This is a genomic window from Streptomyces sp. CG 926 (genome assembly GCF_003148825.1).
In the GTDB taxonomy this organism is placed as follows: domain Bacteria; phylum Actinomycetota; class Actinomycetes; order Streptomycetales; family Streptomycetaceae; genus Streptomyces.
In genome coordinates, this window is sequence record NZ_QGGZ01000001.1 from 360,254 (window position 1) to 374,749 (window position 14,496).

Annotated in this window: 11 protein-coding genes and 1 pseudogene; 5 read left to right on the forward strand and 7 right to left on the reverse strand. The window is 72.3% G+C overall.

Annotation, left to right across the window (positions count from 1 at the left end):
- Window positions 1-62: 62 nt before the first annotated feature.
- Window positions 63-1,430, reverse strand: coding sequence for a 6-phospho-beta-glucosidase (locus BCL76_RS01475; protein ID WP_181382395.1), 1,368 nt, complete (start codon window positions 1,428-1,430; stop codon window positions 63-65).
- Window positions 1,431-1,651: 221 nt separating this feature from the next.
- Window positions 1,652-2,521 (reverse strand): helix-turn-helix domain-containing protein, encoded by an 870-nt coding sequence (locus BCL76_RS01480; protein ID WP_109778290.1) that lies wholly within the window; start codon window positions 2,519-2,521, stop codon window positions 1,652-1,654.
- Window positions 2,522-2,855: 334 nt separating this feature from the next.
- On the opposite strand from BCL76_RS01480, the gene BCL76_RS01485 reads away from it, so the two are divergent.
- The 3 genes from BCL76_RS01485 to BCL76_RS01495 all read left to right on the forward strand — a co-directional run bounded on the left by BCL76_RS01485 (window position 2,856) and on the right by BCL76_RS01495 (window position 5,312).
- Entirely contained in the window at window positions 2,856-3,524 is a 669-nt protein-coding gene (locus BCL76_RS01485) for a helix-turn-helix domain-containing protein (RefSeq protein WP_109777414.1), read from the forward strand.
- Window positions 3,525-3,588: 64 nt separating this feature from the next.
- On the forward strand, window positions 3,589-4,146 hold the full coding sequence (locus tag BCL76_RS01490; protein ID WP_109777415.1) for a toxin-antitoxin system, toxin component: 558 nt from the start codon (window positions 3,589-3,591) through the stop codon (window positions 4,144-4,146).
- Window positions 4,143-5,312 carry an MAB_1171c family putative transporter gene (locus tag BCL76_RS01495; protein WP_109777416.1) on the forward strand — a complete coding sequence of 390 codons (1,170 nt, stop codon included), beginning with the start codon at window positions 4,143-4,145 and terminating at the stop codon, window positions 5,310-5,312. Before BCL76_RS01490 ends, BCL76_RS01495 begins: the two co-directional genes overlap by 4 nt.
- A 33-nt stretch (window positions 5,313-5,345) precedes the next feature.
- Here BCL76_RS01495 and BCL76_RS01500 read toward each other — a convergent pair whose 3' ends face one another.
- Both BCL76_RS01500 and BCL76_RS01505 read right to left on the reverse strand, forming a co-directional pair.
- Window positions 5,346-6,128, reverse strand: a complete 783-nt coding sequence (locus BCL76_RS01500) for a bestrophin-like domain (protein WP_109777417.1) — start codon at window positions 6,126-6,128, stop codon at window positions 5,346-5,348.
- Between the two features lie 133 nt (window positions 6,129-6,261).
- Window positions 6,262-6,858, reverse strand: coding sequence for a hypothetical protein (locus BCL76_RS01505; RefSeq protein ID WP_109777418.1), 597 nt, complete (start codon window positions 6,856-6,858; stop codon window positions 6,262-6,264).
- A 115-nt stretch (window positions 6,859-6,973) separates the two neighbouring features.
- Between BCL76_RS01505 and BCL76_RS01510 the strand changes: the two genes are divergently transcribed.
- Both BCL76_RS01510 and BCL76_RS01515 read left to right on the forward strand, forming a co-directional pair.
- A complete protein-coding gene (locus tag BCL76_RS01510; protein WP_109777419.1) occupies window positions 6,974-8,728 on the forward strand; it encodes a serine/threonine-protein kinase in 1,755 nt (584 codons plus the stop codon).
- Window positions 8,729-8,824: 96 nt separating this feature from the next.
- Window positions 8,825-10,450 (forward strand): YfcC family protein, encoded by a 1,626-nt coding sequence (locus tag BCL76_RS01515; RefSeq protein ID WP_109777420.1) that lies wholly within the window; start codon window positions 8,825-8,827, stop codon window positions 10,448-10,450.
- Between the two features lie 316 nt (window positions 10,451-10,766).
- Here the strand turns inward: BCL76_RS01515 and BCL76_RS40445 are convergent.
- The 3 genes and pseudogenes from BCL76_RS40445 to BCL76_RS01530 form a co-directional block, all read right to left on the reverse strand.
- A pseudogene (locus BCL76_RS40445) lies at window positions 10,767-10,931 on the reverse strand (transposase); the annotation flags it as partial.
- A 48-nt stretch (window positions 10,932-10,979) separates the two neighbouring features.
- Window positions 10,980-11,636 carry a hypothetical protein gene (locus tag BCL76_RS01525; protein ID WP_109777421.1) on the reverse strand — a complete coding sequence of 219 codons (657 nt, stop codon included), beginning with the start codon at window positions 11,634-11,636 and terminating at the stop codon, window positions 10,980-10,982.
- A gap of 254 nt (window positions 11,637-11,890) precedes the next feature.
- The gene (locus BCL76_RS01530) at window positions 11,891-14,470 is read right to left on the reverse strand and encodes an MDR family MFS transporter (protein ID WP_109777422.1); all 2,580 of its coding nucleotides are present in this window, start codon (window positions 14,468-14,470) and stop codon (window positions 11,891-11,893) included.
- Between the last annotated feature and the right edge of the window lie 26 nt (window positions 14,471-14,496).

The window sequence follows — 14,496 nt, forward strand, 5'->3', positions numbered from 1 at the left end:
TCACAGCGCGCCCGCCGCGGCGCATGCGGCGCTGCGCCGTACGGGGGATGCGCGCGCCGGGATCAGCGCAGGTAGGCGAGTCCCGGGTGCTCCGCCACGTACCCGTCGAGCAGCCGACGGGCCACACCCACCGAGTCGATGAGCGGATGGAGCGCGAAGGCCTTGACCGCGTCCGCCCGCGAGCCGCTCGCGGCCGCCGCCAGGATCTCCCGTTCGACCGCCTTGACCGCCGTCACCAGCCCCACCGCGTGCAGGGGCAGCTGCGCGACGCCCATCGGGTGGGCGCCGTTCGCGTCGACCAGGCAGGGCACCTCGATGACGGCCTCGGCGTCGAGGACGGACAGCGTCGAGCCGTTGCGGACGTTCAGGATCAGTGTGGCCCGTTCGTCCCGGGCGATGGCCCGCATCAGCGCGAGCGCGACCTGCTCGTAGCCACCGGATTCGAGGTCGCTCTCCTCGCGCTCCGGGGCACCCGCCGCCTCGCGGTTCTCGGCCATGTACGTGGCTTCGCGCTCGGCCCGGGTCCGGTCCCAGGCGGCCAGCGCCGCACCGGCCGGCGTCCCGGCCCGGCCGGCCTCGGCGTAGAAGCCGCGCTGCTGGTCGCGCAGGAAGGCCCCGCGCGTCTGCTCGGCCTCCTGGTACGCCCGTACGGTGTCACGGTTGAAGTAGTAGTAGTGCAGGTACTCGTTGGGGATCGCGCCGAGCGAGCGCAGCCATGCGGCCCCGAAGAGCCGGCCCTCCTCGAAGGACTCCAGGGCCTCGGTGTCGGCCAGCAGCCGGGGCAGCTCGTCGCGGCCGCCGATGCGCAGCCCACGTACCCAGCCCAGGTGGTTGAGGCCGACGTAGTCGATCCAGGCCTCCTGCGGGCGGGCTCCCAGCAGCCGGGCGATGCGCCGGCCGAGGCCTACGGGGGAATCGCAGATGCCGATCACCCGCTCGCCGAGCTCCTCGGCCATGGCCTCGGTGACCAGGCCGGCCGGGTTGGTGAAGTTGATGACCCATGCCTCGGGGGCGCCGCGGGCGATCCTGCGGGCGATCTCGCGCGCCACCGGCACGGTCCGCAGGCCGTAGGCGATCCCGCCCGCGCCCACCGTCTCCTGGCCGAGGACCCCCTCCGCCAAGGCGATCCGCTCGTCCGCGGCGCGCCCTTCCAGGCCACCGACGCGGATCGCGGAGAAGACGAAATCGGCCCCGCGCAGGGCCTCGTCGAGGTCCCCGGTGACCGTGACGGTCGGGGCCCGCACCGCCGGGTCGGCCGCCGAAGCGGCCGCGGCCTGGTCGCGGAGCACCCGGGCCATGGCCGTGAGCCGCGCCGGGTCCTCGTCGTACAGCGTCACCTGGGAGACCCTGCCCTCGGCGCGATCGCCGAGCAGTGCTCCGTAGACGAGCGGGACCCGGAAGCCACCCCCGCCGAGGATCGTCAGCCGCATGCCCCTACCGCCTTTCGCCCGCGCAGATCCTTATCGCCGACGCCGCCGCCGTGACGGCCGACACCACGGGTCGATGCCACAGCCGACACCACGATCGATGCCACGGCCGACATCACAGCCGATGCGACGGCCGACATCACGGCCGATGCCACGATCGGTGACACGAGCGGTGGCACGGAAGCCACGACACGCGTCGGCGGGCACCAGTCTGCCCCGGTCGGTCACTCCACCGGCGACGGCACGGCGCGCAACCTCGCGCCTTGCTGCTGCGGGAAGCCGCCGCCGCGGACGGGGCCGCTCGGCGCGCCCGCGGGCGTCGACAGGATCAGGGTGATCCGGGTCAGCCCCATCTCGCCCAGCATCCGACTGTTCTCGGCCACCATCCGGCACCGCACCAGCCCCCACCGCGGGTCGGGATGACGCACGGTGCGCACCGCCCCGTCCAGCTCGGCGGCGTCGGTCCCGTGGGTGCTCAGCCAGTGCGGCACGCCGTACCGGTAGGCCGCCTCCATGAACGGGTCACGAGCCACCTCCTGGCGGATGCTGCGCAGTCCCTCGTCCTCGGGTTCGGCGGCCAGCGCGCTCGCGAACTGGGCCAACAGCGGTACGCACCAGGCCGGTTCGTGGTCCTCCAGTACGGCCGCCGCGTCCGGGTGGAACAGCACGAAGCGCAGGAAGTTGTCGTCCGGCAGGGCCGTCGGGTGCGGTCTCACCGACCGGAAGAGCTGGTCGAAGGCCGAGTTGGTCAGAGCCACGTCCCAGCGGTGGTCCACCAGGAAGCTCGGGTACGGCACGGACTCCATCAGAGCCGCGTAGTCGCACAGGTAGTCACGCTGCGCCGGATCCTCGGGCAGCCGGTTCTCCTCGGCGGCCCGCCACGTGGGCGGCGGGTCGCGGTCCACCATGACGCGGAACAGCCAGAAGCACTGCCGCTCGCTCATCTCCAAGGCCTCGGCCAGGGCGAGCAGTTTGCGGTCCGTCCACTCCTTGACCAGACCTCTTTCCCAGTTCCCGTACGCGCGCACGCTGATGCGCAGTCGAGCGGCGAGGTCTTCCTGGCTCAGGCCCAGCTCCTCGCGGCGCTGGCGCAAAATCTCCTTGCGTCGCTCCGACCGCACGGCACCGCGGGCGGGTTCCTCACCCGTCAGGCGCTCTTCGACGGCTCGGGCGAGTCCATCGGACGGGCCCACCGCTGCGAGATGTGGCACTGAGAGCTCCCCCTCCTCCGGTCTGGATCTTCATTTCCGTGTGGCGATCCTGCTACCGACTTCATTCGAGTGTCAACTATTGTGGCAATTCCAGCCTCTTGACAGCTCATTCCCGCCACAGCTGTGGCACGTTCTAGCCCTTACGGGCGAGAGCGGCTAGATTCCAGAAGCCGACCATGTGCCCATACCGACTTCGCGCGATCTAGGAGAACCACTGGTGACAGACGGCTTCCCGGCTCCCGTCGCGGTGGCCGACGCACCCCTGGCAGCCACCATCACGCGTGTCGCCGAACTCGCGGGCAAAATGGGCCGCGACCGCAATCAGGTCTTCGACCTGCGGCGCCTCTCCGAGGCCTCCGGCGTACCCACGGACGTGGTCAGGACCCTGCTCGAAGGCAGGCCGGCCGGCGAACCCGATCTGCAGACCCGCTTCCTCCAGCGCCTCGACCTGCTACGGCGGACCCGTGTCAAACCGAACGGCCGCCGCTACACGCAGCAGGAGATCGCGGACGGCGCCGGCATGTCGCGGCAGCAGGCCGGCGCGTTGATCAACGGCGACCGGCGCCCCACCATGGAGCACTGCGACGCGATCCAGCGGTTCTTCGGAGTGCACGCCGGATTCCTCACGGCGCACGACGCCGACGCCCTCACCGACGCGCTCCAGCGGACGGAGCAACAGCTGCTCCAGGACTTCGCGGGGCGGGCGCGGGAAACCGTACCGGCCTCGGCCGCATCGGCCGGCGATCCGCTGGCAAGACTCCTTCAGAACCACGGTGTACGGGGCATCGCCTGGCGCGCCGCCCAACTGCCCAGCGACAAGCATCGGGACAAGGTGACCGAATGGCTGGACATGCTCCTGGAAAGCGTCAAACCGAATGAATCCTGACCCAGTCGAAAGTCTGGGTCTGATCCTTGAGTCCTGATCCGGATCCGCGCCGACGGGGAGAACGGTGAGCATAGGCAGAGAGCAGCGGCGGTTGTGCGGGGAGCTGGTGGCCGGTATCCGGCTCACCGCCCCCGTGGAACCCGTGGACCTCTACGCTGCCCTCTGCGAGGGCATGAGCAGACACCGCGGCCGCCGGGTGGACTTCCGGATGGCCTCGTTCCCTCCACACACGGCCAGCGGCCTGTGGCTCGACATGGCGGACCGCGATCTCGTGGTCATCGAGGAACGCACCGCTCCGGACCACCAACTGGTCATCCTGGGCCACGAGCTGTGGCACATGAAGGCCGGCCACTGCAGTCACCACGTCGACGGCGCCGCCGTCGCCGCGCGCCTGCTGAGCGACAAGGCCGACATCGGCGAGACCGTACGCCGCGTCGCCGCCCGCACCCGCGCCGACGTCCAGGAGGAGACCGAGGCCGAATCCTTCGGCTTACTGCTGGGTAGTCGGTGTCGGAACTGGCTGGCCGGATCGGCGAGCCACCGCGCTCCGGTCCAGCGCGATCAATTGGCGGGCCGGATCGAGGCTTCGCTGGGCTACCGGGGGCACAGGAACGAGCGTTGAACGGCAGCGACTACTACATACCGGCGGCCGCGATGGCGATATCCCTCGCCTTCAAGCTGCCGGCCCTGCGGCACAACTGGCGCGATCCGCTCCTTCGGTCGGTCGTGGCCCTGCTGACCCTGGCCGGAGCGGTGTTCACCTTCGCCGCCCCACCCACCATCGCGGCCGTCAACCGCTGGACCGGCATCGTCAACGTCTCCGCCCCCCTGGTCTACTGCCTGATCACCGCCTTCAGCGCCTCCTGCCTGGTCCTGATGGTCAACTGGCGGGGCGGACCCGCCGAACGGACCCAAGGCATCTCGCGCCGCTGGATCCTGGGCTACAGCGCGGTGATCGTCGTCCTGATCGTGCTCTTCGCCCTCGGTGAGACCCCGGCCGAGCGCCTGCGCGACTTCGACACCTACTACGCGAACACGCCCTACATCGGCCACATGATCGCCCTCTACCTGCTGGCCCACCTGGTGGCCGCGGTGGTGATGGTGGTCCTGTGCTGGCGCTGGTCGCTCCAGGTCCGTGGCTGGCTGCGGGTCGGCCTGGTGATCATCGTCATCGGCTACATCTTCAACCTCGCCTACGACGGAACCAAGATGACCGCGGTCGTCGCCCGCTGGTCCGGTCACGACCTCGACGGCCTGAGCACCTACGCCGCCCCGCCGCTCGCCTCTCTCGGGGCGCTGATCAGCGCGATGGGCTTCGTGGTCCCGCTCGTCTGCCAGCGGCTGTCGGACCACTGGCAGATCTGGGCCACCTACCGCCGACTCGGCCCGCTCTGGCACGAGGTGCAGATCTCCGCGCCCATCGGCACGCCCTCCGTACCGATGGCCTGGTGGTCCGCGGCGGAACTGCGGGTGATCCAACGCGAGTCGGACATCCACGACGGGTTCCTGCACCTCGGGCCGTACTTCGACAAGGGGCTGCGCGACGACGCCTACGACAGCGCCGTCGCCGAGGGCGCCGACGAGGAGACGGCCCGCGCCGTCGCCGAGGCCGCGATGGTCGCGGCCGCCGTACGGGCCCGCTCCGCCGACCCCGACGGAATGATCATCGGAGGGGACGAGGAGACCGTCCTCGACACCTCGGACGGTCCCCGCGACCTGCTGCGCATCTCGCACGCGCTACGGCACTCGCCGGTGGTGCAGGCGGTCCGGCGCGCGGTGCGCGTGTAGCGGCGACGGCGACGAGTCGGTCGTCACCCTCGCTCAGCGGGCGGCCACGGCCGCCGTCGCCGTGGCCGGGAACAGGTCCTGGAACGGCCCCGCCGAATCGATCCCCTCCCGACCGTACGGCGCGTCGAAACTCCACACCATGAAGAGCAGGAACACGATCAACGCGCTGAAGAGTCCGGCGAGCAGCAACTCCCGCCCGGAGCGCCGGATCTGCAGGGTGAAGATCAGCCCGACCGTGACCAGCCCGCCGACCAGCAACCCGAACCACACCACCCCCGGCAGGGTGGACTCGGAGCTCTGCGTCCGCGAGTGCCGCGCGTCGTCGGCGGCCGCGATGTGGTCCAGCAGCGGCTGGTAGGCCTGCGCCTGCAGCTCGTTGGTCGGGCTCTGGTGCGTGACGTCGGTACGCAGCTTGCCGAGCAGCGCGGCGCCCTCGGTCGAGGCGCCGTCGCCGGAGGTCAGCAGCGGCCAGTCCACGGCGACGGTGTGGGAGACGTACGCGTCCACCTCGCCCCGGATCCGGTCGCGGACGGCCGTCGGGTAGACGTCGGCGCGCTGGGTGACCTCGTACAGGGCCTGGGCCTCACGGCGCACGCTGTCCTCGGCGGCGCCGCGCGCCTCCCAGACACCCGCGATGGCCAGGCCCAGCACGATCGCGTAGACCACGCCCACCATCATCGTCATGTACTCGATGACATCGGGGGTTTCGCTGGTGTCCTCGTCGTCGGCGGCCCGGCGGTGCCGGATCGTGGTGATGGCGAGGACGAGGGCGCAGACGAGCGCCATGGCGATGGCCAGGACCAGCCATTCGGACACGTGGATTCTCCCGGTGTGGGTCGGTGGGTGACGTCGGTGGACGTGGTCGTCGCGGTCGACGTGGTTGACGTGCGTGACGTGGTTGACGTGGTTGACGTGGGTCGAGCAGGCGAAGGGGGAGCGGCGGCGTCGGTCAGCCGCGGCTCTTGGAGCGGGGGCGCAGGGCGGCGGCGGCGAGTACGGCCGGGGTGGTGACGACGACCATCAGCATCATGGTGGACATCCCGCCCGGGTTGCGCCGCTCCAGGGCCACCGCGCGGTACGGACGCACGTGGAAGGTGCTCACCCGGGCGAGGGCGGCTCCGGCCGCGGGCGGGGCGGGTGCGTCGGCCGACGCCGGCACGGGCCGGCCCTCGGGAGCCGCCGCGGGTTCCGGCGGCTCCGACTCCCCGGCCTGTGCCTCCGCGGAAGGCTCCGCCGCCCTGCCCGGCGGGCTCTGCGGCGCGGGCCGGGCCGGCCGCACGGGTCGCCCCGCCGGCACGGCGGACTGCGCGGGGCGCCCCGGGTGACGCACGGTCGGCCGCTCGGCGCCGGGCACGACCACCCGGACGGAGGGCCGCCCGGACGGCGGCCGGAAGACCGGCCGCTCCGGCTGCCCCGCCGGTACGCACAGGTCGACGCGGGCACCGTAGCCGTCGCCGTCGTCCTCGCCCGCGACGGCCACATGGCCCTGCAACGGGCAGAGCGCCGCCACCAGGCCCGCCCCGGCGAAGTACTGCCAAGCGGTCACCGCACGCCTCCCGAAATCCGCAGCAGAAGTAAGGGCTACCGGTGAAGAAACGATCAAGGGGCGGGTTCGACACGCCGCGAACGGGTGCTCATCGCGGATGCGGCATGATGTCGCCATGGGGACCGAGGGGGCGAACGCCCGGCTGATCGCAGGGCGCTACCGGTTGGACGCCAAGCTCGGACGCGGTGGCATGGGCATCGTGTGGCGTGCCACCGACCAGTTGCTCGGCCGGAACGTCGCCGTGAAGGAGGTCGCGCTCGACCCGGCACTGTCCGAGGAGGAGGCCCGGCACCAGCGTGAGCGCACGCTCCGCGAGGCGCGGGCGGCCGCGCAGCTCAAGCACCCTCACATCATCGTGGTGCACGACATCGTCGAGGACGGCGAACTCCCGTACATCGTCATGGAACTGGTCGAGGGCGGCTCCCTCGCCGACCGGCTCTCCCGGACCGGACCGGTGGACGTCGCCGAGGCGGCCCGGATCGGCATCGCGTTGGTCGGCGCGCTGCGCGCGGCGCACGCGGCCGGGGTGCTGCACCGGGACATCAAGCCGGCGAACGTCCTTCTGGAAGCGCCGGGCGGGCGGCCCGTGCTCACCGACTTCGGCATCGCCCAGGTGTCGGGTGCCACGACGCTGACCACCACCGGGTCCTTCGTCGGTTCCCCCGAATACACCGCGCCCGAGCGGATGTCGGGGCAGACGCCGGCGGGACCCGCGGCCGATCTATGGTCGCTGGGCGCCCTGCTGTGCGCGGCCCTCAGCGGTACCTCGCCCTTCCGGCGGGACTCTTTCGGCGGGATCCTGCACGCGGTGGTCTTCGACGAGATCCGGCCGCCCGAGACGTGCGGACCGCTGCTGCCGGTGGTACGGGGTCTGCTGGAGCGTGATCCGGCCGCGCGCATCGGCGCGGAGCGGGCCGAGGAACTGCTGCGGGCCTGCGCGGAGGCGGCCGCGGCGCCGTACACCCCGACCCGGTCCGCCCCGGCCGCGCCGAACCCCACCGCGCCGTACTCCGCCCCGCAGCCCCGGGCCGCGCAGACCCCGGCCGCGCCGAACCCCGGCCCGCCGACTCCGCTCCCGCAGACCGCGTTCCCGCACACCCCAGTTCCGCACAGCCCGACGCACCCCGCGGCGGCCCAGGTGTCCGCGCCGACGCCCGTGTCGGCTCCCGTATCGGCCCCCGCTCCCGCGCCCGCGCCCGTACGCGGACCGGGTAGGCGGCGGCCGGGGGCGGCGTTGATCGCCGGTCTGCTGGTGGCCGCGATCGCCGGGGCGGGCGTCTCCGCGGCGCTGCTCATGAACGACGGCGAGCGCGGTGGGCGGACGTCCACCGGCGGGGCGGCCGGCCTGCCGTCCGCACCCGCCGCCGCCACCAGCCCCGGCGAACGGACCGGCACGGACTCCCCCTCGCCCGACGACAAGCCCGCGCCCGCCGGCTACCACGTCGTCACCGACCCGGAGGGCTTCTCGCTCGCCGTGCCCCTCGGCTTCACCCGCAAGGTCGAAGGTCCGCGGATCTTCTACATGTCACCCGGTGAGACCTTCCGCATCGGCATCAAGGTGGCGGAGCCCGAGTCGGGCGGCCCGCTCGCCGTCCATCAGCGCGCCCACGCCAAGGGGCCGGGGACCAACCCCGGTTACCGGGACGCCGAGGTCGTGATCACCTCGCAGAACGGCCGGCAGGCCGCCCTCTGGCTGTTCACCTGGGACGGCTTCTCCCCGACCGAGGGCCCCCGGCACACCCGTGACCTGTGCTGGGAGGAGGACGGCCGGCTGTACGACGTGTGGGTGTCCTCGCCGGTCCGCCAGGGCGACGAGGCCCGCGGCTACTTCGACACCGCGGTGCGGACCTTCGTACGCACCGGGAGCTGACACCCGCCGTCGCGCCCGGTTCACCCGGCAGGCGCAGCCCACCACGGCACCCGCCGCTCCCCCACTCCATGATCGGAGGAGCGGACCCTCTCAGGGATGGTGGCGGATGGAACCGGACAGCCGAGGCACCCGTTGAGCACGGCTCCCCCGGCTCCCCCGACTCCCCCGGCTCCCCCGGCTCCCCCGGCTCCCCCGGCTCCCGCCGATCCGGCCCCGTCCCCGGCACCCGAGGAGCCCGCCGGCAGAGGATTCCGCTTCCCGAGCGCGCTGACCGTGCTGGCCGTGGTCACGGTGGCGGTATGGCTGCTGGCCTTCCTCGTACCGGCCGGCACGTACGACCGCAACGACAGCGGTGCCCCCATCTCCGGCACCTACCACCGGGTCCCGGACACCCAGAGCTTCGTCGACCGGCTGAACGACCTCTTCCTCGCCCCCGTGAACGGCCTCTACGGCATCCGGGACGAGAAGACCGGAGAGGTCGGCCCCACCTTCAGCGGGGAGCTGTACGGCAGCGCCGGCGTCTTCCTCTTCGTCCTCGCCATCGGCGCGTTCATCACCGTCGTCTTCGCCACCGGCGCCCTCGACCGCGGGATCGCCCGCCTCGCCCACCGGCTGCGCGACCGCGGCACCCTGCTGATCGCCGCCGTGATGCTGGTGTTCTCGGTCCTCGGCACCGTGGAGGGCTTCGCGGAGGAGACCCTCGGCTTCTACGGTCTGCTGGTACCGATGATGCTGGCCCTCGGCTACGACCGGATGGTCGCCGTCGGCTCGGCCATCCTGGGCGCCGGGATCGGGGTCCTGTGCTCCACCGTCAACCCCTTCGCGACGGGCGTGGCCTCGGCGGCCGCCGACATCTCGCTGGGCGACGGCATCGCGCTGCGCTTCGTGATGTGGGTGGTCCTGACGGCCGTGACCATCCTCTACGTCGTCCGGTACGCGAAGCGCGTCGAGAAGGACCCGGCCAGGTCCGTGTGCGGGTTCCTCCCCGGTGACCGCGAACAGAAGGCGACCGGAGCCGAGGAAGTGGCCCCGGAGCTGACCCGGCTGCACAAGCTGGTGCTGGTCCTGGTCACCCTGGTCTTCGGCTTCATGATCTTCTCGGTGGTCCCCTGGGCCGGCGCGCTCACCGGCGAGGCGGACGCGGCCCCGTACGCCTGGGAGTTGGGCTGGTCCTTCCCGGAGCTCTCGGCGCTGTTCCTGTGCGCGGCGGTGCTCGTGGGAGTGGTGGCGCGGATGGGCGAGGCGAGGATCAGCGCCACGATCATCCAGGGGGCCGCCGACTTCATCTCTCCGGCCCTGGTCATCATGCTGGCGCGCGGGGTCACGGTCATCATGAACAACTCGAGGATCACCGACACCGTCCTGCACTCGATCGAGAATTCGGTGAAGGGCACCTCGTCCGCGCTCTTCGCGGTGATCGTCTTCCTGGTGAACCTCCCGCTGGCCTTCCTGATCCCCTCCACCTCGGGCCACGCCACCCTCGTCATGCCCATCCTGGCCCCGCTCGCCGACTTCGCGGGCGTCTCCCGCGCGCTGGTGGTCACGGCCTGGCAGTCGGCGAGCGGCTGGATGAACCTGTGGGTCCCCACCTCGGCGGTGACCATCGGCGGTGTCGCCCTGGCCAAGGTCGGCTACGACAAGTACCTGCGCTTCGTCTGGCCCCTGCTGGCCATCCTCCTCGTGCTGATCTGCGGCTTCCTGGCGCTCGGCGCGGCGATGTGACGGACCGTCGGAGATCACACCCGACCGGAGGGACGCCGGATCCCGGCGGTCCTGGCCCACCTGCCGGGCCAGGAGGCCTAGGGCCTCTTGCGGAAGTGCTGGTCACAACCACTCGTCGATGGCAGCGAGGTGGATTTTGCTGGTCAGCCCGCCACAGGAACGTCCGAGCCCGTAGTCGGCCGGCTCGACGAAGACTCCACCAGGCGGCTCCTTCTGGAGGTCCCCCTTTTCGCCGCCCCCGCGGCGTGCTGGTGAGCCCGGCCCATGTCCCGTCTCGCTGCCGGTGGCGGAACAGGTCGTAGACCCGGTCCCACGGCCCGTAGGGTTCGAGCACGTCCGGCCAGGGGGCGCCGGTCCGAGTCCGCCACCGTATGCCGTCTATCAGCTGTCGGCGCGTCCACACCTGCGGACGGCCCGGCTCGATGCCCGTCGGTAGCAACGGCTCGAGCCGGGCCCACCGGCCGTTCGTCAATCCCCACATCCCACAGGACGTGATCGTCAACCAACGAGATCCGCTTCGCAACAGCCCCTAGCCGAGCTGCAGACCCAGGAACTTTGCCGGGGCCAGCTCCAGGAACTTCGACATCGCGGTGGCGAGCCGCGCCGCCTCGGACCCACCGGGCTCGCCTGCCAAGCTACGGAACGTCAGTTCCAGAGCCCGGTCACCGTCGCGCACCAGAAGGGTGGTGATCTGGGCCTGCTGCCCGACCGGACCGGCGAGCATCGTACGCATCAAGGCCTCGTCACCGAACCTCTGCTCCACCTTGAGCGGCTCGCTCGGATCATCGGCCGGATCCACCACCTGGATGGTGATCTGCTGATCGCCGATGCTCATCGTCCAAGCGGCGCACTGCGCGTACACCTGCCGCATGTCGGCCATCCAGGCCACGGCAGCCCCTGCTGCCCGCTCCGAGACCCCCTCGTCGACGACTATCGAGGAGTCGGCGTTCATGAACGAGGTCCTGACCTCTCTCGCGGCCTTGTCGTTGAACGCCTTGTTCAGCAGGGCCGTGAGTTCCGGGGACGGACCGGTCATCGGCGGCGGGTCCTCGTCGGACGAGGGCGACGCCAGCTCAGTGAAATCGTCGAGGCGCGCGTCGGCCAGATCCGCTGCCGTGACCAGTAGCTGCTCAAGGTCTCCGGGCCGTGCGGTCGGCGCCGATTGCGAACCGTCAAATGCGCTCACGAAGTTACCCCTTCAAACGGTGGATGGCATGTGGCAGGCGCCACCGTAACCCGCTACGGCACCAAGATGATCAAGGATTCCGCGCAATGCTGAAAGTTGCGGTGCCGACGCCGGCGCGACGGCGGTTCCCTCGTTCGTGGCGCACCCACCCGCCGCGCACCGGGCCGACGCCCTGTTCGGCCGGCCGATACCGCGCCGCCGCCACCGCTCCGTCGTCCGTCGTCCATCCGGAAGGTATGACGAGCGGCGCGCCGTCAGAACCGAACCGCCTGGTCGGCGTCCCGCCGCCCGGCCCGGGACCTGATCAGCCGGGCGGCCGGCAGGGCCGCGAGCAGGACGGCGCCGACCGCCCACCAGAGGGTGGTGGTGTAGGCGTCCAGCAGGCGGGCGAACACATCGGTGTCGTCCGAGACCTGCTGGAGGCGGCTCACCAGGACGGTGCCGAGCACCGCCCCGCCGATCGACTGCCCCAGGTGGTGGGCCACGCCGAGGGCCGCCGCGGCCCCGCCCGCGTGCTGCGGGGACACCCCGTCGGTCACGGTGGCGTAGAGCGGGACGAGGGCCAGGCCCAGGCCGATGCCGGTGAGCAGCATGCCGGGCAGTACCCCGATCGCGTACGTGGTCGCGCCGCCCACCCCGGCCAGCAGGGCCAACCCGAGGGCCGTGGCCACCAGGCCCGGCAGGATCAGGGCGCGCGGGGCGACGCGGTGCACCAGTCGGGCGGAGACCTGGGTGGCGGTCACGAGGGCGGCGGCGACGAGCGGCAGGTGGGCCGCCCCGGACGCGGCCGGTCCCTGGCCGCGGATCTGCTGCGCGAAGAAGCCCAGGGCGGGGAGGAGTACGACCAGGGCGACGCCGGTGCCGAGGACGACCAGCAGGGAGGTGAGTCGGCTCCGGTCGGCGAGGACGTACGCCGGGAGCAGCGGGCGGGACGTGCTCCTCTGCCACCACAGGAAGGCGGCGAGCAGTGCAATGCCGGCCACGACAAGGATCAGGGTCTGGACGAGGCCCCAGTCCTCGGCCTCGGCGAGACCGAGGGTCAGGGCGGCGGAGCCCGCCGTGCCGAGGAGCACGCCGAGGCCGTCGAACCGGACGCCGGTGCGGCCCGGACGGTCGGGCAGCAGGGTGAGCGCGCCGATCAGGGCGAGCACGGCGAGCGGAACGATCGACCACAGGGCCCAGCGCCACGCCAGGGTCTCGGCGAGCCACCCGCCCGTGAACACGCCGAGCGCGCTACCGCCCGCGGCGACGGCCGCGTAGATCCCGAAGGCCCGGCCGCGTTCCCGGGGGTCGGTGAATCCGGTGGCCACCAGGGACAGCGCGGCCGGGACGAGGAGGGCGGCGAACACCCCCTGCAGGGCGCGGGAGGCGATCAGTGGTCCGGCCCCGGAGGCCGCGCCGCCGAACAGGGCCGTCGCCGCGAAACCGATCAGGCCGGCCACCAGCATCCGCCGGGCCCCCAGCAGGTCGGCGAGGTGCCCGCCGAGCAGCAGGAGTCCGCCGAGGGCTACCAGGTAGGCGGTGAAGACCGGGTTCAAACCGTCGGCGCTAACGTTGAGGGCGGCGTGGATCTGCGGCCCCAGCAGGCTGAACTGCGCCGCCTCGACCAGCACCAGCAGCTGCGTCAGCGCGAGGACGGCGAGGCCCCACCACCGCCTGGGGTGCGGGGGCGCGGGGGCCGCGGACGGGTCGCCGGGAACGGGGCCCGGGGGTGGGCCGAAGCCGTCCGCGGGGCCGAAGCGGCCGGGGGTCGTGGGGGCGTACGCGGGTGGCGGGGGCGGCGTCCCGTACGGGGCCGCGTCCTGGCGGGACTGTGCCGGTACGAGGCGGGGGTCCCGCGTTTCGGCGGGCGTGTCCTCGGTCCGGGCCTCGCTCGCCCCGGCTCCGCCGGACCCGGACCCGGCCCCGGGCCCGGGCCCGGCTCCTACGGGCGACGCCGGGGCGTAGTCCAGCAACCGCGCCGCATGGCGGCCCAGTTCGGCCAGCACCGCGCCCGGGAGCCACTCGCCGGCGGCGTCCGCCGCCGTCCGCGCCGCCACCTCCTCGGGGGTGGGCCGCCGGGCCGGGTCCTTGTGCAGGCAGGCACCGACGAGCTCGACCAGCGGCTCCGGGACCCCGGTCAGGTCCGCCTCCTCCTCGGCGATCCGGAAGAGGTGGGCGTTCAGCCCGGTGTCCCGGGCGCCGAAGAGCATGCGCCCCGTGGCGGCGTACACGAGGACCGCGCCGAGGCAGAAGACATCGCTGGCGGGGCTCAGTTCGAGACCGCGGACCTGCTCCGGGGACATGAACCCCGGCGAGCCGATCAGCATGCCGGTGCGGGTGTGCAGGCTGTCACCGGTCAGGCTGTCCATCGCCCGCGCGATGCCGAAGTCGATGACACGGGGGCCGTCGACGGTGACGAGCACGTTGGACGGCTTCAGGTCGCGGTGGATCAGACCCGCCTCGTGCACGGCCCGCAGGGCGAGGGCGAGGCGGTTGGCGAGGGTGCGTACGGAGTCCTCGGGGAGCGGACCGAACTGCCGGGCGACCACGGTCTGCAGGTCGGGTCCCGGGATGTACTGCGTCGCCACCCAGGGCACCGCGGCCTCGGTGTCGGCGTCGAGCACCGCCGCCGTCCAACTGCCGCCCACCCGCCGCGCGGCGGCCACCTCGCGGGCGAACCTCCGGCGGAATTCGGGGTTCCCGGCGAACTCCGCCTGGACCACCTTGACGGCGACGGTACGGCCGCCCTCGAAGCGGCCCAGATAGACCAGGCCCATGCCACCCGCGCCCAGCCGGGCGATCAGGCGGTACGGTCCGATACGGCTCGGGTCTTCGGCGATCAGCGGATCCACGACGGGAAGGGTAGTGCAGCTATCCA

Coding starts and splice junctions, on each gene's coding strand:
- BCL76_RS01475 (WP_181382395.1), bottom strand. CDS start 1,430: ATGCGGCTGACGATCCTCGGCGGGGGTGGCTTCCGGGTCCCGCTCGTC.
- BCL76_RS01510 (WP_109777419.1), top strand. CDS start 6,974: ATGGGGACCGAGGGGGCGAACGCCCGGCTGATCGCAGGGCGCTACCGG.
- BCL76_RS01515 (WP_109777420.1), top strand. CDS start 8,825: ATGGTGGCGGATGGAACCGGACAGCCGAGGCACCCGTTGAGCACGGCT.